Origin of the sequence: Bacillus sp. ISL-78 (assembly GCF_018613455.1) — a bacterium.
Classification (GTDB): Bacteria; Bacillota; Bacilli; order Bacillales; family DSM-1321; genus Peribacillus; species Peribacillus frigoritolerans.
On sequence record NZ_JAGGQC010000014.1, the window covers coordinates 1 to 21315 of the forward strand.

At 39.2% G+C, this 21315-nt stretch carries 22 protein-coding genes; 13 read left to right on the plus strand and 9 right to left on the minus strand.

Annotated elements, in window-relative coordinates:
• Both J7I96_RS15790 and J7I96_RS15795 read left to right on the plus strand, forming a co-directional pair.
• Positions 1 to 222, plus strand: a 222-nt coding sequence (locus J7I96_RS15790) for a hypothetical protein (protein WP_215048091.1), incomplete at its 5' end; no start/stop codon positions are given.
• 582 nt (positions 223 to 804) lie between these two features.
• On the plus strand, positions 805 to 1014 hold the full coding sequence (locus J7I96_RS15795) for a hypothetical protein (RefSeq protein WP_214768190.1): 210 nt from the start codon (positions 805 to 807) through the stop codon (positions 1012 to 1014).
• A 398-nt stretch (positions 1015 to 1412) separates the two neighbouring features.
• On the opposite strand, the gene J7I96_RS15800 is transcribed toward J7I96_RS15795, so the two are convergent.
• Positions 1413 to 1736 (minus strand): YnfA family protein, encoded by a 324-nt coding sequence (locus J7I96_RS15800; RefSeq protein WP_214768191.1) that lies wholly within the window; start codon positions 1734 to 1736, stop codon positions 1413 to 1415.
• 476 nt (positions 1737 to 2212) lie between these two features.
• Here J7I96_RS15800 and J7I96_RS15805 point away from each other — a divergent pair, with 476 nt between their 5' ends.
• From J7I96_RS15805 to J7I96_RS15820, 4 genes are all read left to right on the plus strand, one after another.
• Positions 2213 to 3877: an amidohydrolase gene (locus J7I96_RS15805; protein ID WP_214768192.1), complete on the plus strand. Its 1665-nt coding sequence runs from the start codon at positions 2213 to 2215 to the stop codon at positions 3875 to 3877.
• Between the two features lie 73 nt (positions 3878 to 3950).
• Positions 3951 to 4172, plus strand: a complete 222-nt coding sequence (locus J7I96_RS15810; protein ID WP_214768193.1) for a DUF3311 domain-containing protein — start codon at positions 3951 to 3953, stop codon at positions 4170 to 4172.
• A 17-nt stretch (positions 4173 to 4189) separates the two neighbouring features.
• Positions 4190 to 5656, plus strand: coding sequence for a sodium:solute symporter family protein (locus tag J7I96_RS15815; protein ID WP_214922802.1), 1467 nt, complete (start codon positions 4190 to 4192; stop codon positions 5654 to 5656).
• Positions 5657 to 5836: 180 nt separating this feature from the next.
• Positions 5837 to 6784 carry a DMT family transporter gene (locus tag J7I96_RS15820; RefSeq protein WP_214768195.1) on the plus strand — a complete coding sequence of 316 codons (948 nt, stop codon included), beginning with the start codon at positions 5837 to 5839 and terminating at the stop codon, positions 6782 to 6784.
• 40 nt (positions 6785 to 6824) lie between these two features.
• Here the strand turns inward: J7I96_RS15820 and J7I96_RS15825 are convergent, their stop codons facing one another.
• Positions 6825 to 7910, minus strand: coding sequence for an MBL fold metallo-hydrolase (locus J7I96_RS15825; protein ID WP_214768196.1), 1086 nt, complete (start codon positions 7908 to 7910; stop codon positions 6825 to 6827).
• A gap of 259 nt (positions 7911 to 8169) precedes the next feature.
• Between J7I96_RS15825 and J7I96_RS15830 the strand changes: the two genes are divergently transcribed.
• Positions 8170 to 8913 (plus strand): type II toxin-antitoxin system SpoIISA family toxin, encoded by a 744-nt coding sequence (locus J7I96_RS15830; RefSeq protein ID WP_251025081.1) that lies wholly within the window; start codon positions 8170 to 8172, stop codon positions 8911 to 8913.
• A complete protein-coding gene (locus tag J7I96_RS15835) occupies positions 8914 to 9093 on the plus strand; it encodes a hypothetical protein (RefSeq protein WP_214768198.1) in 180 nt (59 codons plus the stop codon).
• A 278-nt stretch (positions 9094 to 9371) separates the two neighbouring features.
• Here J7I96_RS15835 and J7I96_RS15840 read toward each other — a convergent pair whose 3' ends face one another.
• On the minus strand, positions 9372 to 10331 hold the full coding sequence (locus tag J7I96_RS15840; protein ID WP_214768199.1) for a sensor domain-containing diguanylate cyclase: 960 nt from the start codon (positions 10329 to 10331) through the stop codon (positions 9372 to 9374).
• 532 nt (positions 10332 to 10863) lie between these two features.
• On the opposite strand from J7I96_RS15840, the gene J7I96_RS15845 reads away from it, so the two are divergent.
• Positions 10864 to 13434 carry a helicase-related protein gene (locus tag J7I96_RS15845; RefSeq protein WP_214768200.1) on the plus strand — a complete coding sequence of 857 codons (2571 nt, stop codon included), beginning with the start codon at positions 10864 to 10866 and terminating at the stop codon, positions 13432 to 13434.
• A 56-nt stretch (positions 13435 to 13490) separates the two neighbouring features.
• Here the strand turns inward: J7I96_RS15845 and J7I96_RS15850 are convergent, their stop codons facing one another.
• Positions 13491 to 13697, minus strand: a complete 207-nt coding sequence (locus J7I96_RS15850; RefSeq protein WP_214768402.1) for a YqaE/Pmp3 family membrane protein — start codon at positions 13695 to 13697, stop codon at positions 13491 to 13493.
• A 307-nt stretch (positions 13698 to 14004) separates the two neighbouring features.
• Between J7I96_RS15850 and J7I96_RS15855 the strand changes: the two genes are divergently transcribed.
• The gene (locus tag J7I96_RS15855) at positions 14005 to 14676 is read left to right on the plus strand and encodes a hypothetical protein (protein ID WP_214768201.1); all 672 of its coding nucleotides are present in this window, start codon (positions 14005 to 14007) and stop codon (positions 14674 to 14676) included.
• 358 nt (positions 14677 to 15034) lie between these two features.
• Here J7I96_RS15855 and J7I96_RS15860 read toward each other — a convergent pair whose 3' ends face one another.
• Both J7I96_RS15860 and J7I96_RS15865 read right to left on the minus strand, forming a co-directional pair.
• Positions 15035 to 15346, minus strand: coding sequence for a hypothetical protein (locus J7I96_RS15860; RefSeq protein ID WP_214768202.1), 312 nt, complete (start codon positions 15344 to 15346; stop codon positions 15035 to 15037).
• A 211-nt stretch (positions 15347 to 15557) separates the two neighbouring features.
• Entirely contained in the window at positions 15558 to 15887 is a 330-nt protein-coding gene (locus tag J7I96_RS15865) for a four-helix bundle copper-binding protein (protein WP_214768203.1), read from the minus strand.
• Positions 15888 to 16057: 170 nt separating this feature from the next.
• Here J7I96_RS15865 and J7I96_RS15870 point away from each other — a divergent pair, with 170 nt between their 5' ends.
• Together J7I96_RS15870 and J7I96_RS15875 are read left to right on the plus strand one after the other, a co-directional pair.
• Positions 16058 to 16447 (plus strand): DUF948 domain-containing protein, encoded by a 390-nt coding sequence (locus tag J7I96_RS15870; RefSeq protein ID WP_214768204.1) that lies wholly within the window; start codon positions 16058 to 16060, stop codon positions 16445 to 16447.
• A gap of 95 nt (positions 16448 to 16542) precedes the next feature.
• Positions 16543 to 16908 (plus strand): DUF948 domain-containing protein, encoded by a 366-nt coding sequence (locus J7I96_RS15875; RefSeq protein ID WP_214768205.1) that lies wholly within the window; start codon positions 16543 to 16545, stop codon positions 16906 to 16908.
• Between the two features lie 215 nt (positions 16909 to 17123).
• Here the strand turns inward: J7I96_RS15875 and J7I96_RS15880 are convergent, their stop codons facing one another.
• Together J7I96_RS15880 and J7I96_RS15885 are read right to left on the minus strand one after the other, a co-directional pair.
• Positions 17124 to 17315, minus strand: a complete 192-nt coding sequence (locus tag J7I96_RS15880; RefSeq protein ID WP_214768206.1) for a DUF3934 family protein — start codon at positions 17313 to 17315, stop codon at positions 17124 to 17126.
• Positions 17316 to 17495: 180 nt separating this feature from the next.
• Positions 17496 to 18827, minus strand: coding sequence for an oligosaccharide flippase family protein (locus J7I96_RS15885; RefSeq protein WP_214768207.1), 1332 nt, complete (start codon positions 18825 to 18827; stop codon positions 17496 to 17498).
• A 383-nt stretch (positions 18828 to 19210) separates the two neighbouring features.
• On the opposite strand from J7I96_RS15885, the gene J7I96_RS15890 reads away from it, so the two are divergent.
• Positions 19211 to 19489, plus strand: a complete 279-nt coding sequence (locus J7I96_RS15890) for a hypothetical protein (RefSeq protein ID WP_214768208.1) — start codon at positions 19211 to 19213, stop codon at positions 19487 to 19489.
• Between the two features lie 261 nt (positions 19490 to 19750).
• On the opposite strand, the gene J7I96_RS15895 is transcribed toward J7I96_RS15890, so the two are convergent.
• A complete protein-coding gene (locus tag J7I96_RS15895; RefSeq protein ID WP_053534968.1) occupies positions 19751 to 21187 on the minus strand; it encodes an amino acid permease in 1437 nt (478 codons plus the stop codon).
• Positions 21188 to 21315 lie beyond the last annotated feature (128 nt).

The following is a 21315-nucleotide window of genomic DNA, read 5'->3' on the forward strand; positions in this document are numbered from 1 at the left end:
GTACGAGACTCCTGCGGGAAATGCGCGTCTAGGGGAGACCCCGCAGGCGAAAGCCGAGGAGGCTCCCCGACCGCCCGCGGAAAGCGAGTGCCTGGAGTGGAAATCAACGTCCAAATTGTACAAGCCATAAAAATAGACAAACTCGATGAAAATCGAGTTTGTCTACAGTCTGAAATCCTCTTTGATAAGAGGGTTTTTTTGTTGAATAAAATGGCTAATTGACTTTAATTATTGACAATATTCTAAAAACTAAATTAATATATAGTGAACTTTGTTCTATATATGTATAATCTATCTTTTTGCTACAATATCAGATGTCATTAAATGTTAGCTCGGCCAAAAAAATAGAGACTTCCCTAAGACTATGTCAAAAGGATAAGCAGAACATTTACAAATTTTATTATGTTGTATCTTTATCATCATCTGTGACGGGTATGATATGTTCATGCTTGGGACGTTTCTGCCATCCTTGATCGCTTCATTGGGTGCGATGTACCTGATTCCGAACTTTGTTGGCGGGCAGTGGTTTGGCTTGGTGCACTCCCATTAATCTTGATGCCCATACTATATAAATTGCTGCCTGAGTCAATAAATTTTTTCATGACAAAAAACAAGAAAAGCAAATTGGTGAGCGTTCTTAATCAAGTGAAGGCAGACGGGAAATACACCATGAAGGATCATTTTGTCCTTCAGGAGCAACTCAAAAGTGAAATGAAGGGGTCTCCAGTTAAGCGGTTGTTCAAAAATGGCAGGACTTTGAGCACCCTCATGTTCTAGATTGCATTTTTCATGTGTTTGTTCGTAATGTATGGTTTAAGTACAGTGCTGCCAAAAATCATGGGAGGAGCAGGATATGAATTAGGTTCAAGCCTGACATTCTTGGTCGTATTGAACCTTGGTGCAGTTTTTGGGGCGATCGTTGGAGGGAAGCTTGTAGACAGATATAGGTCCAAGAAGATTCTGGCTACTTTCTTGCTCATTGGATTCATTACCCTCACGATGCTGAGCTTCTAGCCAAGCATGTTCATGCTGTATATACTGATTGGGTAACGAATGCATATGTATCCCAGTATTATCCGAATGAAATCCGGTCTACAGGTGTTGGCTGGGCATTGGGTATCGGCAGAATTGGCGGAATACTCGCTCCTGCTTTCTATGGGGTCCTGCTGGATATGAGGTTGTCATTGCAAGTCAATTTTTTTTGCCCTACCATGCATCATTGCAGCGATGGCGATTTGGTTCATACAGGATAACTTCAGCAATTTGACGGCAAACAGGCAGGAAAAGAAATTGATATGATGTACACCCAAGCTGGATCACTGTATGTAAATATTCAAATGAAAATCGGTCAAAACAACAAATGGAGGTGATGGTAAAAAAATTAAAGGGCATAAGGCCCTTTGATTTTTTTACTATCTAGGGCCCCATATAATGACTGAAACCCCGACCAAACAGATTATAGCTCCAATCCAATCATATAAATCAGGGGTTTTCTTATCGATGCCCCATCCCCATAAAACAGATAATACAATGAAAACCCCGCCATATGCAGCATATACACGTCCAAAGGTAGGGAACGTTTGAAGTGTCGCAATGATGCCATATAACACCAACCCGAAACCTCCGGCTAAACCTAGAAAAATGGATTTACCTTCTCTTAACCAAAGCCAAATAAGGTAACCGCCGCCAATTTCCGCCAGCCCAGCCATAACGAAAATTACAATAGTAACTAACATATATGTATACCTCGCTTCCTCGTTGAAATTTTATCATAGATGAAACGGTAAATGATCATACTTTACAGTGTTGTTAGTAAATTAACTGGACATCGACGTTAAGGCATGAAAATGATTCTTCCATTAATTTCATTTAAGTATGATGAAAAGAATAGCTGAATATTCTGACTTCTTATTGACTTTTTAAAACGCTGTGTGTATCATTCACTATTAAGTGGTACTGACGTTGTGATGAGTTGGTATAAAGGCAATAAAAACAACTTCAATCTAATAGAAGGGGGTAAATAAATAGCGGAAGTGTCATTACGTATAGAGGATTGGTAAAACATACAACTGATTTCCGATGACGTTAATAAACTATTGTTCGAAAGAGACAAGAGAAAATTTTGCGTGTAAATATGTTAATAGTGTGGAAACGTCAGTACTTCTTAATCACTATTTTATTTTTTAAATAACTCATTAAAGGAGGCATTTTTATGCTTCAGGTGGATCTCTTGATAACGAACGCAAACATTTTGACATTGGATGAAAAAAGTCGCATTGGAGGTTCTGTAGCAGTAAGTAATGGAATCATCATTGGAATCTGGACTGAAGCGGAACCACCTCGCGCGTCCATTGAATATAACAGCCGGACACAAGTTATCGATTTAAAAGGCGCAACATTGCTTCCGGGCTTTATCGACACCCACAACCATTTATTGATGTACTCCCAGTTCCGAAAACAAGCAAATTGCAGTTCGCCTCTTAACCAAAACATTGAAGATATACAAGCCCGCCTTCTTTCCATGGCTAAACAAACTGAAAAAGAGAATTGGATTTTGGGTTTTGGGTATGATGATACTCTTTTAAAAGAAAAAAGGCACCCAACCCGTGCTGAATTGGATGCAGTTGTACCTGATCATCCCGTTTTCATCAGGCATGTATCCGCACACTTCGGCGTGGTTAATTCTGCAGCCCTTAAAATGGCAGGAATGGATGAAACTGTTTTTGACCCTCCTGGTGGACATCTAGGCCGGGATGGTTCAGGACAACTGAATGGTATTTTATATGAGCTGCCTGCCATGAATATGGTTGAAAAGAAGATTCCGGCACCGTCTTTGGATTTATTGGTTTCATTATTAAGCGAAGGCTCGAAGGATTACTTAGAAACAGGGATCACTACAAATACTGACGCCGGTGTAGGGTTGAATATGGGTATAGTTGAACTGGAAGCTCATCTTAAAGCAATCGCGGAAAGAAAAAATCCATTGCGAATGCGCTTGATGGTCATGCACAATCTCCTGCGGGAAGGAAATGAATTAGGAAATTATACTGCTAATGAACTTAATCTGGAAATTATTGAAAAGTCCTGCGGTCGTGCTCGTCTTGATAGTGCTAAGTTGTTTCAAGATGGGTCAATTCAAGGATTAACAGCGGCATTGCGGCAGCCATACCATTGTAATCCTGGTGTTTCCGGAGACTTATTACACGAACAAAATGAATTTAATGAAGAAATTCTTGATTTAAACAAAAGGGGGTTTCGCATAACAACGCATGGAAACGGGGATAGGGCCATTGGCTCCATATTAGATGCTTATGAATTTGCACTGAAAAAAAATCCACGCGTCAATCACCGCCACCGTATTGAACATTTGCAAACCGTGACTAAATCCGATTTAGAACGAATGAAAAAGCTTGGCGTAGCAGGTTCATTTTTCATTAATCATGTTTATTATTGGGGGGACAGGCATAAAAAACTGTTTCTTGGGCCTGAAAGAGCCAACAGTATAAACCCCTTAAGAGACGCACTTCTAAATAACTTGCTATTTACTGTGCATACCGATTGTCCAGTAACACCTATCTCACCGTTATTTTCAGTTTGGGCTGCAGTTAATCGCATTACGATGGGAGGGGAAGTATTAGGGCCTGAACAAAGGATAGACGTTGAGAGTGCACTGCGCTCAATGACGATATGGGGGGCGGAACTTAATTTTGACGAAAAGAATACGGGAAGTATCGAAATCGGAAAGAGAGCGGACTTCGTTATTCTTTCAGAAGATCCATTGAAGGTCGATCCATTGGAAATTAAGGATATTCCAGTTCTCGCCACTATCGTGAGTGGCCAGGTTGTATACCAGAAGGATTGGAGTTTAATATATTGAAAAAAGTTGTTAAACTTGGAAAATTATGTGATAGGAACGCATCATAACCTTATAAAAGGAAAGGTGGAGAAATATGTCCCGCCGAAAATTAGTTGGTATATTCATAGGTGTGATCATTCCATTTATAGCCATTGTTGGTATCATCCCTTTTATTGCGAAACTTGATTTCAGTGTACTAGGAATACCTATCCTTTATTTTTGGGTTTTTTTATGGTTTCCGCTGACTAGCCTTTGTCTTTGTATATCTTGGCATATTTATGATCGTCATCAATATAAAAATGAAAAGATGGGGTAGATGAGGAGGAATGGATAATGGCGGCGATTGTGTTTGGATCTATTATACTCTTATCAATTGGAATAGCATTGAACAGTCGGGGTGGTAAAGGGAAAGTTGGTGTTGAGGAATATTTAGTCGGGGGCCGATCATTCAGTGGAATATTACTATTCTTCCTCGCAGTAGGTGAAATTTATAGTATAGGGACAATGATTGGATTTCCAGGAGGAATTTACGCCAAAGGTCCTGGATATGGCATCTGGTTTCTAGGTTATATACTTCTTGCTTACCCCATTGGATATTATATGGGCCCTTTAATGTGGAGAGCCGGGAAAAAATACGGGGCAATGACACTGCCGGATATTTTCAAAGGGCATTATTCCCATAGAGGATTGGAACTGGTAGTGGCAATTTCCGCATTGCTCTTTATGATTCCTTGGGGACAGCTGCAATTTGAGGGACTCGTCGTTGCGCTTAACGCCTTGGGGTTTAATTTATCGCCGACACTGTCAGTCATTGTTTCAGGGTGTTTAGCCTTTATTTATATATCGATTTCTGGTGTGAAAGCTCCAGCATTCATTTCTATCCTTAAAGATATAATCATGCTTCTAGCGATCATAATCACCGGGTTAGTGGTTATAAAAGAAATTAACGGAGTGTCAAACCTATTCAATTTGGCTAAGCAACATGGAGCGATGGTTACGATAGATAAATCGGAAGATGTCGTTTTCAGCATGACCACTATATTTTTTCAAGCATTAGCATTCTATTGCATGCCGATCATCGTTGCTGTCGTATTCACTAGTAAGTCAGAAGGTACGATTAAGCGCACGCAAAGATTTATGCCCTTGTACATGTTGATGTATCCCTTTCTCATACTAGCTTCATATTTTGCTCTTGTTTCAATCCCTGATTTAGACAATCCAAACCATGCCTTCATGGCAACAGTAACAAGTATCCTTCCTCCTTGGGCAGTTGGTTTAGTGGCTGCTGGTGCAGCTCTCTCGGGTATTTTAGTACTTGCCGTAACTAGCTTGGCGGTTGGAAGTTTAGTTTCCAGGAATTTACTAAGTAATGTTCCTGAAAAATCCCAAAGAAAATGGGTCCAATTTATTGTTCTTCTCTACCTGTTGTGTTCGATGGGGTTAACATTGCTGACACCAAGCTTGATGCTGAACTTGATCAACACCGCCTATTATGGTTTTGGGCAATTCTTGCCTGGATTATTATCGATTTTCTTTTTCCGCTCCATAAGACCTGCAGGTATTGCAGCGGGCCTCATTGCAGGGGATCTGTTCGCCATAGGAATGCATCTGGCTCAGATGAATTTCTTGAATATTAATATTGGCTTAATTGCTTTATTGATAAACTTCACAGTTGTTTATGCCATCAGTATGTATTTGAAAAGAAAACAGAAAGCCCAGACCGCTTTTGAAGAACCAATTGCCTACAATCGTATTGAATTAGAAGAAACCTATCCAAAAAACTCTGTCATTGTCGATTAATATTGCTTACGATAAGATGCATTCAGATTCAATTCAACCATACATTATTGTAATAGGCTCAAATTCGTTAAATATCCAGAAAAAGACCAGTTTTTTTACCTCTAACTTGGGTTGCAATGCAGATGCAAAGGGTACTATACCTAAATAGGAATATAGTAATCTAGTTGAGGAGTTGCAGTCATGAAATCCCGAACATTTGCATACATGTTAGCGCTATTTCATTCAAGTATTGTCGGCCTATCTTTCTTATTCACGAAAATGGCGATTGCTGAATCGAATCCGCTTGATACTTTGGCGTTCCGGTTCACGGTTTCTTTCGCCATAATTTTGTTGCTCGTCGCCGTAAAAGTAATTAAGGTGAACTATTCTTGGGAGTCGATTAAAAGTCTTGTACCGCTTTCTCTATTATTCCCTACTCTTTTCTTTGCCTTTCAAACTTTCGGACTTAAGTATTCGCAATCCACCGATGCTGGAATTCTGTCTGCCGTCACCCCGATTCTAACATTGATGATAGCTGGATACTTCCTTAAGGAGAAAACATCTTTATATCAAAAACTTTCGATTGTCTTGTCGGTAGTTGGGGTCATTTTTATTTTTGTGATGAAAGGGAGCACCATCAATTTTTCCGACATGCTTGGGATGGTGTTGATCCTGCTATCCTGTATTGCAACTGCTTGTTATACAACGATGACCCGTTCACTTGCCAGGAACCATACACCAGGTGAAATGTCCTTTTTCATGATGGGAACAGGCTTTGTCATTTTTAATGCAGCTGCACTCGTTACCCATTTAAAACAAGGTACGATGGCGGAATTCTTTACACCATGGTCGAGCATGGAATTCATCAGTTCCATTTTGTATTTGGGAATATTGGCTTCATTGGTCACTTCATTATTATCCAATACGATTTTATCAAAAATAAAAGCGTCGCAAATGAGTGTGTTTGCCAATCTTTCCACTGTTGTCACGATTGCGGCAGGAGCTCTCATTCTAAATGAAAAGCTTACGATCTATGATATATTGGGTTCGATACTAATCATTTTAGGTGTAATAGGCACGAATTATTTTGGAGTGAAGAGAGAGCATTCAATAAAAGTGAATCTTGAATATAATGAAGGGAAATTGTAAATGAATGAAAAAGGTCCATCCCAATAGGAATGGACCTTTTTCATTTCCACCATCTTGTTTGAGGGAAATCCGTTGAACCAAGAACTACCGGTTCGCCTATTTGGGGTGTGCAGACCTGGACACCCAGGTCATTGGCCGCTTTTGTTACCCGTTCTATCGGATCTGTCCAGTCATGGAAAGACAATGTGAAACCTGCCCAATGAATGGGGATCATCCGTTTTCCTTTTACATCGATGTGTGCTTGAACAGTTTCTTCCGGAATCATATGGATGGTTGACCAACGTTCATCATATTGGCCGCATTCCATTAAAGTTATATCAAAAGGACCGTATTTTTCGCCGATTTCTTTAAAATGGCTACCATAACCACTATCGCCGCTGAAATATACCTTGTCTTGTTTTCCTTTAATTATCCAAGAACACCATAGTGTCGTATTGCCACCGCCTAAACTTCTACCAGAGAAATGCCTTGCAGGCGTACAAATAAATTCCAAGTCCTTGAATGAAGCTTCATCCCACCAATTATGTTCCTGAATCAGTTCTTGTTTAACGCCCCATTTTTCTAGATGTCCACCGACACCGAGTGGGACAATGAACTGACTGACCTTATCTTTTAATTTCTTTATCGAGTAATAATCCAAGTGATCGTAGTGATCATGTGAGAGCAGGACGGTATCGATAGGAGGAAGCATATCGATATCAAAAGGCAGCTCCCCGCTAAAGCGCTTGTTCCCGAACCATGGAAAGGGAGTGGGTGCTTTGCCAAACATGGGGTCCACTAAAATGGTTTTCCCATCTAATTCCAACATGAATGCAGAATGACCAAACCAGGTGATTTTATTGGAATTCTTAGAAGCGGGTTCTTTTGTTCCAATTACAATGGGACTGTCGGGCTTCCTCTTTGGATTAGGTTTTATGAAATCACGTAAAATGGAACACGTATGTTTAAGACTCATCGCTTGACTGGCAGGAATCTGATTTTGGAATTTCCCTTTGGCAAAATTCTCTTTAGTAGTGAAACTTCTAACTTTATCTTTGGTTGTCCGTCTTCCAAGCGGAGGATAGAGGTTAAGGAAAAGTAACAAGAGTATAAAAGTAGAAATGAGGATCTTAATAATTTTCATCATGATAGCTTCCTCCAATAGTAATCATCGCTTTTATTATTACATATCATAACATAGAATTTATACGGTTATTTACTATGATGTCCCACAAGATGAATGATAAAGATATCTGTAAAATCACATTGGGTGGAGAGTTCTTCTTATGGCAAATGTTTAAGTTTCGCCCGTCTCAGGCAGGGAATAGAGGTATATATAATGAATAATATAGAGGACGGGATAAGGAATGTAGCAGCCGAAGGGTAGGGTGATAAATCGATTGTTAATGTTTTTCAGAGTCTTTGTATGGGTAGTATTTATTGCTTTATTAGCCTATGTCATTCTTTCTTGGAAATATAAAGACAAGGTTAGTAAAAGGATTGAAGCGATTCGAAAAACCTGGTATATCATTTTTATACTGGGAGCACTGATTTATTGGAATTTCTATCCGATGAGCATTTTTAATGAGTGGAAAAATTTCTTGATCATGGCTATCGTATTCATTCTGATTGATATGTTTGTGTTCTTGAGCATGTATATATCGAAGATTGGCGATAACGAGCTGTCCTATGCAACGAAAGCGGTTGCGGAAAGTGACAAACTTTTAACGGATAATAGGGAAAAGGTCAAAAATATGTTTCATCTCCTAAAGAAGGAAGGAATACCTGAGTATTATCAATCGAATAAGGAATACTTGGCTTATTTGAGCATTCTCCTTCAAGCGTATGCAGCAAAGGAAGGGATGAACGTGAAAATCCTTCCTTTCAAAACGGAACAGGACAAGCAATTGGTGATAAATGGGCATCCGAACTTGAATGGCAGTACCATCCGTGCTACATTGGAAAGAGAAGATACGTATTATAATGACGAAGAAAAAATGGCTTTGCAGCCTGTTAGTATCTTGATGGAACCCTATATCCTTGACGTTAAATCAGAAAGCTTCGTTTCAGAAGTCGATTGTTTATTGATAGCTTTATTAATCATGATGTTCGATATGGTCATAAAACAAAAACCAGGTGGTGAAGGATAAATGAGCATTTATGATAAAGCCGGCAACGACGTGTCAGTTGCCGTAATCAAACCACAGGTTAAAATACCCGATGTAGGTTTAAGTCCCCACACTAAAAAAGTGATGAAACAGAACGAAAGCATTATCCTGAAACAAAAAGAAAAAGCTGCACGCTTCAGCCGGTTAAAAAATGTTTTATAAGAAGGAAGGGGTTTTTCCTTTCCTTATGATATTTAATGGTTAACCCGCATATACTATTCAAAATCAAAGAATAGGAAGGGTCTTTCAGAATATGAACAAAAAGCCCGAGAGAGTTAACATCCCGGTCCCCTCCGCTTCACCATCCGAGAAACGGATACATAAGGCAAATGCCGACCTGCTCAAGCTTTTGCAAAGGCTGAAAGCGAAACGTTGGATTTTTTTAAGGTGAAAGAAAGCCAGTCTCCTAAAGGAGAACTGGTTTTTTTATTTTTACATGATCACTCAGGGGGGAAGTATTGAATATTTTTCCGTCCAGACTCTTTGGCCATATACATGGAACGGTCCGCCTTTTTCAAAAGTGAGTCCATTTCCGTACCATGATGAGGATAAAAGCTAATTCCTATGCTAGCTGATATAAAATGATCATTTCCATTAATGGTAATGGGCATGGTGGATAAACTGTTCAATAATAATTCAGCGTTTTGCTGGGTGCTTTTCATTAAATCCTCACAATGCGAAGGATTTAATAATACAATGAATTCATCACCACCGATTCGAGCAACCTGACTGCCTTCGGGGACGGTTTGCAAAAAACATTCGGCAGCCTTTTTGATGACGCCGTCACCAGTATCATGTCCAAAGGAATCATTGAAAAATTTAAAATGGTCAAGATCGATGTAAAGAATCGCCATTTCATCGTTCGTTTTATCTTGATGATAATCAAAATAATTATAAATGAAGTTCCGATTATAAAGACCTGATAAAGGATCCCTGATAATCCCTTTTTCAAGATTGATGGCATGACTAATCAGAGCTGCCATAGACTTAATGAAGGTTAGGTCATATTCTTTAAAAACATAAGGATTAATGTCGAATGCACATAATGTCCCAATGATTTCGCCCTCATTTATAAGGGGAGCTCCCATAAAACACCCATTCCCGATAAACCTCGTTGCAGGGTGGCCGCTAGTCAATTCATGTTTCCCCAAATTCGGGATAACGAGTGGTTCCAAGCCATTTTCAACAACTAATTTACAATAAGCCATATTATAAGGAAGGATGTCACCTTCACAAATTAACTTTGCATTTCTATTGAAGGACTTGATCATGAAACTCTGGATGGGAGTCACTATAGAAAGGAAAAATGTATTGACCTCAATGGTTTGAGCTAATAGTGCTAATACTTCTTTAGCGAAGGAATCAAAATTTTTATAATAGTTGATATCTTGCTGAATCATTCTCAGGCTCCTTTTTTTATCTATATTCTTTTTAGGTTTTCTAATGATATTCCTTATACACAAAGCAAAGACACAAAAGCGTAATCTGAATATCGTGACAGTTGCCGGGATTTCCTCTAAACTCAATTAAGGGGTTGGAATTGTATTATGGATGAATCATGTAATCGGGAAAGTTGAAAAATGGACCTTTACTTTATTTTCGGCTTTTTTTTAATATCATTAAATTCTCCTGATTATAAAACGATTCTGGCCAAGGCTGGGTATCTCTTCATAATCCATAAATTCTAATCAGTATTTATAGCATTATACTGTAAATGAAATGGTGAGAGTAACTTTAATGTGCATATTTGGCATATTTTTGATATTTACCTTGGAAAGTAAAGCAACCTGACATTTTTGCAGCCTCTCATGATAACGGAGCTCATGAATTTAAATGATGAAACGAATGTACCAAGCTCATTTTAAACAAAAATTTGGGGAGGATAAAAGGAAGTAATAAAGTACATATTGGATAATTCAAAAGGGGATCACTATGGGAAAATTAGAAAGTATATATCCTATTGCTATAGAGAATACAAAAGAAAAAATCATCCAGGATATTGATTTTTATTTAGAGAATCAAGAGACAATGCCTTCTTATTCAGCATATATATCAGACAGGACGACTTTTATTGAGCAAATTTGGATTAATGTTTGGATAAATAAAGCATCAAATGATGTGCCCAGAAAGGAAAAAAAGGCTTTTTTAAGCGAAAGGGGATTTGTAACGGAAGGTTCAGATCATAAGCTGATCAATAGCATGTTCCGCAACGAATTAAAGAAGTATCGCCCATTTGATGGCTTAACGTGGATTAAAAAAACCTTTGCCGACAATCAAGAGGATTGGGAGAAGAGATATAAAAATGCAAGGGAGAAATTCTTTAGGAGACAAGAAGAACAGCGGCTTGCCAAGCAACGTTGGAAAATTCGCGCAAGGCTGCAAGAAGAGGCCAATTCATTTTTCGAAAATTACTCCCTTCTTTTATATTTACATGTCAGGTATTATATTGCCGGTATTTTGGCAAAAGATCTTAAGAATAAGCCTAAATTCCAATATGTCGATCCGTACTTGCTTGAAGAACAATTGGTTGAAGAGGGCGGCTTTCAAGCTGCCGAATACCTAATGGTCACTGACTTTTTCGAAGAGCTGACAGGCGATATCCATTCGTTAATCGGTTGGGGCCGGAACCGTTATGAATATGAAAATTACTACTACAGGTATGAAAGGCTTGTTTCGGATTTCATAATGAAATTAGCCCCTGACAAATACTTGAACCATCTATCTGCCGCCCTGCATCATGATTTTTTGGAGTCATATGGGGAAAGGCTGACGATTGATTCCCTTCAAGGTATATTAGGCGATGAATTGGCCGATTTGTCTCAGTCCTGTTTTGATGAGCTTCAGGAAGAATACCTTTCTGATTTACTGAAGCTTGAAGGAATTCCTTTTAATGAAATATTGCACGAAGAAATTTTTGAAAAAGACGTGGAGAACAGAGAAAGAAGAAAAGCTGAAGTATTGGCAGAAGAAGCCAGGAAGCGGGCAGAAGAACAAAGGATGATCGATGACATCATCGGTAAGGCCTATACTCCATCATTAGGAAAAAGGGTTAGATATGTTTTGCATATCGGTGAGACCAATACAGGGAAGACGCATAAGGCCCTGGAAAAAATGAAACAAGCGGAAAGCGGTATGTACCTGGCTCCACTTAGACTGCTTGCACTTGAAGTGTTTGATAAATTAAATGCGGATGGTGTACCCTGCTCATTAAAAACCGGTGAAGAAGAAAAGGCTATTGAGGGGGCTAAACATGTCTCCAGTACCGTTGAAATGTTTCATGAAAAAGACTACCATGAAGTAATCGTCATAGATGAAGCCCAAATGATTGCCGATAAAGATCGAGGCTTTTCTTGGTTTAGGGCAATTACGCAAGCTAATGCGAAAGAAGTGCACATAATTGGGAGCAATAATATCAAGAAGATGCTTCTGAACCTTCTGAATGAAGCAGATTTAGAACTTCACGAATACAGACGGGAAATACCGCTTGAGGTGGAACAAAAGGAGTTTGGACTGAAGTATACCAAAAAAGGGGATGCCCTCATTTGCTTTTCGAGGAGGCAGGTTCTGGAAACAGCATCCCGGCTTAAAGAGAGTGGACATAATGTCAGCATGATATACGGCAGTATGCCTCCTGAAAATAGAAAACGGCAAATAGAATTATTCAACCGCGGTCAAACATCAGTTGTCGTTGCCACCGATGCGATTGGAATGGGATTGAACTTGCCAATACGCCGCATCGTCTTTCTTGAAAATGAAAAATTCGACGGGACACGAAGAAGAAGATTGACTTCTCAAGAAATCAAGCAAATCGCAGGCAGAGCGGGTAGAAAAGGGATTTATGACACTGGGAAGGTAGCATTTACAGCAGAAATCAAAATCATGAATAAGTTGCTGGAACAGGTAGATGAGCCAGTTCAAACCTTTACAATCGCCCCAACCTCTGCTGTATTTGAACGTTTTCAAAAATATTACCGGGACCTGGGGACATTTTTCGAAATGTGGGAGAGGTTTGAGCCTCCTAAAGGCACGAAAAAGGCTTCGCTATCGGAAGAAAGGGAGCTTTACGAACTAATACGGGATACAGAAATCGAAGCTCGTTTTTCTTTGATGGATTTATATGGTTTCCTGCATATTCCTTTTTCGGCAAAAGAACCAAGTCTGATCAGACAGTGGCTGGAAACGGTCGAAGCGATTGCCGAGAACAGTGACCTTCCTGAACCGGTCATCAAGACAAGGAATCTTGAGGAATTGGAGCTATCTTATAAGGCGATAGGTCTTCATCTATTATTTTTATATCGGATGGGTAAGCGTACGGAAGCTGTTTATTGGGAGCGTATCCGTGAAGAAATCAGTGATGGCGTACATGATCAGTTAAAAGATGAAATGTTGAATTATCAAAAAAAATGCAAGCGCTGTGGAAAAAGGCTGCCTGATGACTCACGTTTTCAAATATGTGACGCTTGTTATCATAGAGGGGTTAGAAAGACGCACAGATTCAAATAAACGAATTCTTTTGACAATAACCCGAATTGCATTCGGGTTATTGGTGTTTGCATAAATCACTTAGTCGTTCGTTTCGATTTAGCAATAAGTGCTGCTTGCTGCTTCATTCGTTTATCCGCTTTCTTGTCATGCACCACTAGGATTGCATGAATTAATCCAGGGACATAAAAAAATAGTGTGAGGACCAAATTAAGCACAGCCTGAATGGGTTTACCGGCCAATAAAACCGCTAATGGAGGGAAAAGAATCGCAATTAATATAATGTTTTTTAACTGACTTCGGTTTGTTTCTCTTAATCGTTACTTTACTTTACTTTAAACTTTAAATGAGCAGCAATTTGGTTACTGATGTTCCAGTTTCTTGATGATCCCCCTTGTTATCGCCTTGATAAATATATGCTCAAGAGCCCGATTCATACCTACTGAACAATCTGGCTCAAAGAAGCAGTCTTTTTACCCCGATATAACAGGAGGGAGATGGTTAATCATCGTTTTTGCTGCCATCGGTCAACGTGTCGCGGTTTTTTGTGTTAGAATAATCAGAATACTAACTGACGAAAGCGGGAGATTTATGAAAAAAAAGATAGGCTGTTTGCATGCACACTATACAAATATAGAATATATAGAAAACGCATTCTCTAAATTCGATATTGAATGGCTTCATTTTGTAGATCCAGGATTGATGCAACGGGTGTCAACGGAAGAAAATTTTAATTATTCGGATGCTCAAAAAAAGGTTAAACAACAGGTCGAATGGATTGCCGAATGTAAAGTGGATGCCATCCTGATAACTTGTACAAACTATATCGCTTTATTAAACGAAGAACAACTATCTTTACCCATGCCCATAATTAAAATCGATGAACCATATTTTGAGCAAATTTGCCAATTGCAGCAACCGCAAGTGATATTATTCACGAACCCTGCCACTGTTGAAGGAACGGTCAAACGTTTAACTGCACATGCTGAAAAATATGGGACTGTGGATTTTGAAGTCATCATTATCGACGATGCCTTTGAATTCATTATGCAGGGATTGGGAGAAAAATATAATCAGGAAATCATGAATTACCTATCCCAGTTTAGAAAAGATAATAGACGGCTGTCTGTAGCTCAACTATCAATGGTCGAAGCGGCAAGGAGATATGAACTTCAGACAGGACAGACAGTTTTAAATCCATTGCATGCATTAGTTGATTCCATGATCGATCAACTAGAACTAAGTTCCTTGTGTGGTGTTTGAATACGAGGATGTATGGTGCCGCATGAAGGGAATGATTGTTAAATTCATCAAAAGTCTTTGGGTATGAATAAAAATCATGCATGATCTGGTTAATCACACTGCAGGGATTTCAGACGACAAATTGAAAAAAAACGAGTTTGACTGCCGTTTTTTTATTAACGTTTTAGTTGATTTCAGAAATCCATTCCCTTTCCGACTACTGTCTGCCAAGCCACATCAAAGCGGTTGCGGCTAGCCAGTAATTCGACAGGAGTGTCCAATAAGGATTACAGTAAAAACATGAAGGATAATCTAGTTTAATTATAATTTTAGGCAGAACCCCATTCTACAAACTGAAATCCCTATGCAGGGATTTTTTTTATGCCTTTGTACGGATTTGTTCACGGATGTTTTCAAGTTCTTCAAGGGATAGATCCGTCAGGGAATTTTTAATTTCTTCTTCGACCCGTTTTCGGTCAAGCTCCCTATATTCGCTCCACCAATCCCTCAGCCCTTCGGTGTTTTCGAGAAGATACTCTATATCTATTTCTTCTTGCTCATCATCTGATAAATATCGCATGACCGCACCTAATAATCGATTGAGTTTAGCTGTTTCACTTTCCTTATCAGGTGAAGCGGGGGTATCTTTCACTTCTAAATCATCTTTAGCAGGAACATTCCGAGGTGTCATAATATCCTCCTGTTTTTAATACTAGTGTGCCTAAAAAGGGCGGTTTTCAATAGCTGTATTTCGTATTTTGAAAAATTTTTTGATATATAAATTTCAACAAACACCTCGCTAGAATATATAAGAAATATCATCATCCTTTAGTAGGTTCAAAAAGTAGTCGGTAGGTAAGCGGAAAGGATAATAAAAGGAATAGCTAATGCTATTCCTTACATCAAGCGACTAATTTTCTGCATTCTTCTGCGCATCTCAAACAAGCCTCGGCACATTTTTGACAATGTTGATGATCGTGTTTTTTACATTCATTTCCGCAGCTTTCACAAATCTTGGCACAAACTTCAGCCAACTCTGAAATAAACGGAGTTCCTCTCCCTATCGTCTGTGCTAAGAAAGAGCAAATATCCGCACATTCCCGATCCAAGCGAATGCATTCCACCATCATGTTTACATGTTCTTCTTTTAAGCATGCGTCGTAACAATGATTACAAGCAGTGATACAATCATTTAAAGTTTGGATAAAAGATGAATAATTTTCATGTGACATGAACAATCTCCTCCTAATCTGGTCTTCCTTTACTTTTATCCATTAAACTATCCATTAAACTTCTTTCGGGGAAAGGTAAATGGTTCTTTAAAACTGATCGGACAAGTAATGGACTATAGGGAAATGAATGAAAGGGACAATGCATAAATTTAAATGAAAGGAGTGGATATATGAAAATGTTCATTAAATTAAGTGTTGCCAGTGTCTCCGGAGCCGTCGTATATTTGATATATAATGTAAACCAGACGCTGCGTAAAGGAATGGGAACGCTCGAAGAAACAAATAAGACACTGGAAGAGGTAAGAAATGCAGTACATGGATTGACGCATGAGTCCAAACAACTGATCCACTCTGCCAATCAAATTACAGCGGATGTAAAAGGGAAGATGGAAAATGTAGATCCATTGCTGGAATCCGCTCAAGATGTTGGGGAAATGATTCATAATGTAACCAATACCATGAAAGAAGCCAGTTTGGAAGGCCGCCCCAAGGATTTATCCACACCGTCAGCTCCTTCAACTCGAACTAAAGCTGGGGGGGTTCAAATAAAACTCAAATAGAATCATCATTTATCTTTAAAAACAGGCACCCCGGGATTCACTAACCTATTAAAAGCAATCGTTCCTACTATTTAATTCAGAGGGGGAGCTTTATTTTGATTATTCAATATAGTGTGGCTGCAATCGCTTTAGCCTTCATTTGGTTGGTTGTATTTATGATAAGTACACTCCAAAAGGGAATGGTCACGATAGGGGAAGCCAATCAAACATTGGTTGAGGTGCGAAATGCCATCCACGATTTGTCCGGCGAATCGAAACAACTATTGCAAACTGCAAATGAAATCACCGACGATGTAAAAACTAAAATGAAAACGGTCGAACCATTATTGGATTCTGCCCAGGACGTTGGTGAAGCGATACATTCAGTTACAAACTCTGTTAAAAAAGCCACTAACGGCTTCCGTACAGAGTTTTCCTCGAAAAAAATCAATGCTATCAAACCCAAAAGCCAAATTAGATAAAAAAGAAATTATTAAAAAATGAAAGACACTGCCGGGTTTTGGAGTGTCTTTTTTGATGGTATGTATAATAGCCTTACTCTTATGCCTCATTTGGATATTGCCAGTTGTTAATATCTATAAGACCCACTTCTCTCATACAGATCTCTTAACACCCTGTATGAGAATATGGAACAAACATAAATTTTGTATGTTTTGTATGGATTATAGGACAAGCATTATTTTTCTGTCTTGTCACCTGTAGAATGACCGGATGTTTTTGAATCGCTGGAATGCTTGATGCCTTTACTAACATATGGTTTGGCGCTTTTTTTCTTGTTGGCACTTGTTTTCCAACGATTCCAGCCCTTCTTGCCCGTTCCTGTGCCCGTACCTTTACCAGTTCCGCTCTTAGCCTTAGCTTTACTCATGAAATCACTCCATTACTATTGTATGGTTAGTTTAAACCATTTTACTTGATTATTACCCAAGTATGTTGAAATATACAGTAATGAAGGTGATATGTACAGGGAAAGGCTCAATATTTTTAATCTAAATCTTTATAAACCAATAACAGAAAGGTTTTTGCCGTTTGGAACTTGCTTTTGGCTTCACTTTATCGATATCGATCTTGATTTCGTCAGTAAGATGCTTATGCCGATTTTTTTGCAAATGGTCAAGTAGTGCATGAAGGTTAATAATACCGCACCAGTGTTCATTCCTAAAATGATTCCTCCCATATTAAGAGAAGCTTGAGACCCTAGGATATACATCATTAAAAAGGCAACAATATGGGACCATACGGTATGGATGAAAGCATCTTTCACTAAACCAAGGCCGATGAGATAGGCTTGCATGGGAATGACAAAAAAATGAAAAAGGAAGTAAGGACATAATAATTTTAAATAGTATGCGGCAGATGTTGAAGAAAAAAAGAGGGAGGTCAAAGGTTCCGCAAAGAAATAAATGAAAATCACAGCCGGAACTCCATACATTACTGTGAAAGACATTGATTTTTGCAATAAAACCCTCAATTTTTCTTTATCCTGCCTCTTGTAAGCATTCGAAACATTCGGAATGAGCATGATCATTAAGGAATGCGCGATAAAGGCTGGAAAGAAGCCGATCGTCATTGCAACTCCAGTAAGCATCCCAAAATGCTCCGTAGCCACTACCGGACCGAATCCTGCCGAGAGAAGGGCAGTGTGGATCAAAAAAGGTTGGATGGCATTTGTTATCGCATGAAAGATCCTTAGCCCCATGGTGGGCAGAGAAACCGCCAATAACTTTTGCCGTGCATGTTTACCGGTTGTCCGTGAGTTCGTACCGCGCCTCATGATCCGCATTTGAAGAATCAAAAGGTTGATCAAGTAAAGAAAAACGAGGAACTCACTGCCAATCAAAACAAAAAAGGCCATTAATAATGACTTTTCCTGGTTAAAATGAAATAAATTAAAGATGAGGAAAAGCAAGCCGAATTGAATGATATCTTTTAAAAAGTTGGAAAAGGCAATCTTCCCCATTTGCTGGACACCCATGAAATAGCCTCTTGCAATCGACGAAAAGGCAACTATTGGGATCAGTGTGATGAGCAGCCATTTAATATAGGGATGGTATTTGTCCATTATGGATGAGAAGGAAAGTATGAAAGGCATGACTACACACATTACCAATACGACGACTGCAGCCATCTTAAGTGCATGGATGATCAGATTATAATGCATGGCCTGTTTATTTTCCGCAACGAATTTTGAAATGGAAATATGTAATTCAAGGCTGGCGATCACATATATCAAAAAGAAAATTGGCAATATGGACATATAAAGCCCCATGCCCTCTTCGTGTAATTCCCTGGCTAGGAGCATGTTCACTAAAAATTCGATACATTCACCAAAAAACGCTGCGACAATCAAGATGAGCGTTCCTTTATAAAAAGATTTCATGTTGGTCCACTCCTAACAAGGTGTTTGTATAAAGATATGAGACATGCCATGGAATATTCATGAGGAACTGCAGGTCACGGCGATACAAAATGCGATTAAGCCTATGGCAATCCTTACTAATCGCTGTTGAAAGATAAAAAATTAAATCAGAGAAAGCACGGGAAATGGAATGAAATCGATTAGGTTACATTCATTTCTAATGGGAAAATCATTAGCCATGACATTCATCAAAAGGCATCATACGGTGATATTCCAAACGAGGGCTTTTTTGTTGCCATGGTTCCTTTGGTCGAAAGTGTCAGAAGAACATAAGGATGGGACATGAATTCCGCTTTGAAATTCATGCTTTATTTTGCTATCCTTTAGCAGAGGGGATGATCAATATGAAATTCACATCTATTAGTCAATCAAATATAGATGAATTGTGCATTGCGTTTGAAAGTTGTCTTACGAAACATGACATTGCATTTAATTATGTAGATATGACGGAAGATAACGGAATCATATCATTTATTTTTTGTGATGACCCGGAAAATGCGAGATCGGTCGACATGGAAAGCGAACGCTTCATTGGATTGGATACCGATTACATAGCCAAGGAAATTTTAGAGCCAATCCTGCCTAAATTAAAGGAATTTGCACAATATAAAATCATCGATTAAGATGATTTTTTTGTTTTGATATTTGTTTTTATTGCCCAGATGGAGCTGGGAATTTAACTTCCTATTTATATACAGGGGTAGTTAGGGGAGCTAAAAAAGCTCCGAAAGCGGTTTACCATTGGGTAGCTGGCAGGAATGGTGACTGAATAAAAGAAATACCCTGGGTGTGTAACATCCAGGGTATTTCTTCTTTGAAAAGCAACTTGATGGATTGTAAAAATCGCTTTTCACCACTTACTATATTCTTCGCGGCGTTCTGGATTAAATGACCATTTTTTTACCGGCATTTAATTCAACTTCCTGCTTAGGCGTTTCTATGGTCTTGTTTTTCTTCACTCTAAAGTGATAAACCGCATAACATCCAAGGAAGAATGCTCCCCCGCAATACAGGGCCATTCGCTGCTCAGGAACAAATGCTAAACTGATCATGACGATGCAGTTCGTTACTAAAGCAAGAATGGGGATGAATGGGTATAGCGGAACTTTGAATTTCAGATTTTCTATCTTTCCACCTTGGCGGGTATATGATCTTCTAAAAGCAAGAAGACTAGCAGATATGGCAATCCAGCCAATTTGTGCACCTAATCCTGCAAGGGAGAGAAGAAAGACAAATATTGTGTCTGCAGCTACTACACTAGAAAGTAAAGACAAACCGGCAATCGCCAGAGTGATGAGCAGGGCATTAAGCGGAATTCCTCTCTTATTGACCAAACCAAGCTTCGGACTTGCCATACCTTCCCTTGAAAGCGAGTAGAGCATACGTGTGGCTGCATAAAGGCCGGAGTTCGCCACTGACAATAGTGCTGTAAGAATGATGAAGTTCATGATGTCAGCTGCATACGGAACCCCGATACTATCCAGTACAACAACGAATGGACTTTCTGAGATACCTGCTTTTTCCCTTGGAATCATCGCCGAAAGTACAGTGACCGAAAGAACAAAGAAGAAAAGGGTTCTCCACACCGTTTGTTTGATGGATTTTGGTATGACCTTTTCCGGGTTTTCACTTTCTCCAGCGGCAATTCCGATTAACTCTGTGCCCTGGAAGGAAAAGTTCACTGTAATCATTGTGATTAGCAGGGCTGATATCCCATTAGGGAAAAGACCCTCAGCGAAAAAGTTTGAGAAAAATGGAGTCTCTTGTCCACCTTTCATATCAATCAAACCAAACATAGCAGCACCGCCAACGATGATGAACAGAATGATGGCCAATACTTTTATGCTGGAAAAAACAAATTCCGATTCTCCAAATGCCTTTGCTGATAAGGCGTTTAGTGAAAAGATGAGAAAAGCAAAGATTGCACACCACATCCAAACGGGTGATTCAGGGAACCATCTTTGCATAAGCTGGCCTGCGGCCAGAAACTCCAAGGCAACTGTAACTGCCCAACCTAACCAGTAAAGCCATCCAATGGCAAACCCGGTGCCAGGACCGATGAACTTTGTCGCATATGTCTGAAACGAACCGGAAACAGGCATCGCAACGGATAGTTCACCTAGACATAGCATCGTTAAATACATGATGAAGCCGCCGACTATGTAAGAGAGGATAGCGCCGAAAGCTCCTGCTTCATGAATGGTATAGCCCGAACCGATGAAAAAGCCCGTACCAATACATCCCCCTATTGAAATCATAAATAAATGTCTTGCTTTCATGCTCCGTTTTAATTCATTTGGTTGATTTTCTGCTGTTTTCATTGAAAAACTCCTTTACCTGATGGGTGCAAACGGTTTCATTTATGGACGTTATTAGGGAATTTTTGTTTTCACAAGTCTAATAGCTTAGAATCTGATTCTTAGATGATGTCGAATTCCCTCCGAAAGGA

Coding starts and splice junctions, on each gene's coding strand:
- J7I96_RS15795 (WP_214768190.1), top strand. CDS start 805: ATGTATGGTTTAAGTACAGTGCTGCCAAAAATCATGGGAGGAGCAGGA.
- J7I96_RS15800 (WP_214768191.1), bottom strand. CDS start 1,736: ATGTTAGTTACTATTGTAATTTTCGTTATGGCTGGGCTGGCGGAAATT.
- J7I96_RS15805 (WP_214768192.1), top strand. CDS start 2,213: ATGCTTCAGGTGGATCTCTTGATAACGAACGCAAACATTTTGACATTG.
- J7I96_RS15810 (WP_214768193.1), top strand. CDS start 3,951: ATGTCCCGCCGAAAATTAGTTGGTATATTCATAGGTGTGATCATTCCA.
- J7I96_RS15815 (WP_214922802.1), top strand. CDS start 4,190: ATGGCGGCGATTGTGTTTGGATCTATTATACTCTTATCAATTGGAATA.
- J7I96_RS15820 (WP_214768195.1), top strand. CDS start 5,837: ATGAAATCCCGAACATTTGCATACATGTTAGCGCTATTTCATTCAAGT.
- J7I96_RS15825 (WP_214768196.1), bottom strand. CDS start 7,910: ATGATGAAAATTATTAAGATCCTCATTTCTACTTTTATACTCTTGTTA.
- J7I96_RS15830 (WP_251025081.1), top strand. CDS start 8,170: ATGTTTTTCAGAGTCTTTGTATGGGTAGTATTTATTGCTTTATTAGCC.
- J7I96_RS15835 (WP_214768198.1), top strand. CDS start 8,914: ATGAGCATTTATGATAAAGCCGGCAACGACGTGTCAGTTGCCGTAATC.
- J7I96_RS15840 (WP_214768199.1), bottom strand. CDS start 10,331: ATGATTCAGCAAGATATCAACTATTATAAAAATTTTGATTCCTTCGCT.
- J7I96_RS15845 (WP_214768200.1), top strand. CDS start 10,864: ATGGGAAAATTAGAAAGTATATATCCTATTGCTATAGAGAATACAAAA.
- J7I96_RS15855 (WP_214768201.1), top strand. CDS start 14,005: ATGAAAAAAAAGATAGGCTGTTTGCATGCACACTATACAAATATAGAA.
- J7I96_RS15860 (WP_214768202.1), bottom strand. CDS start 15,346: ATGACACCTCGGAATGTTCCTGCTAAAGATGATTTAGAAGTGAAAGAT.
- J7I96_RS15865 (WP_214768203.1), bottom strand. CDS start 15,887: ATGTCACATGAAAATTATTCATCTTTTATCCAAACTTTAAATGATTGT.
- J7I96_RS15870 (WP_214768204.1), top strand. CDS start 16,058: ATGAAAATGTTCATTAAATTAAGTGTTGCCAGTGTCTCCGGAGCCGTC.
- J7I96_RS15880 (WP_214768206.1), bottom strand. CDS start 17,315: ATGAGTAAAGCTAAGGCTAAGAGCGGAACTGGTAAAGGTACGGGCACA.
- J7I96_RS15885 (WP_214768207.1), bottom strand. CDS start 18,827: ATGAAATCTTTTTATAAAGGAACGCTCATCTTGATTGTCGCAGCGTTT.
- J7I96_RS15890 (WP_214768208.1), top strand. CDS start 19,211: ATGAAATTCACATCTATTAGTCAATCAAATATAGATGAATTGTGCATT.
- J7I96_RS15895 (WP_053534968.1), bottom strand. CDS start 21,187: ATGAAAACAGCAGAAAATCAACCAAATGAATTAAAACGGAGCATGAAA.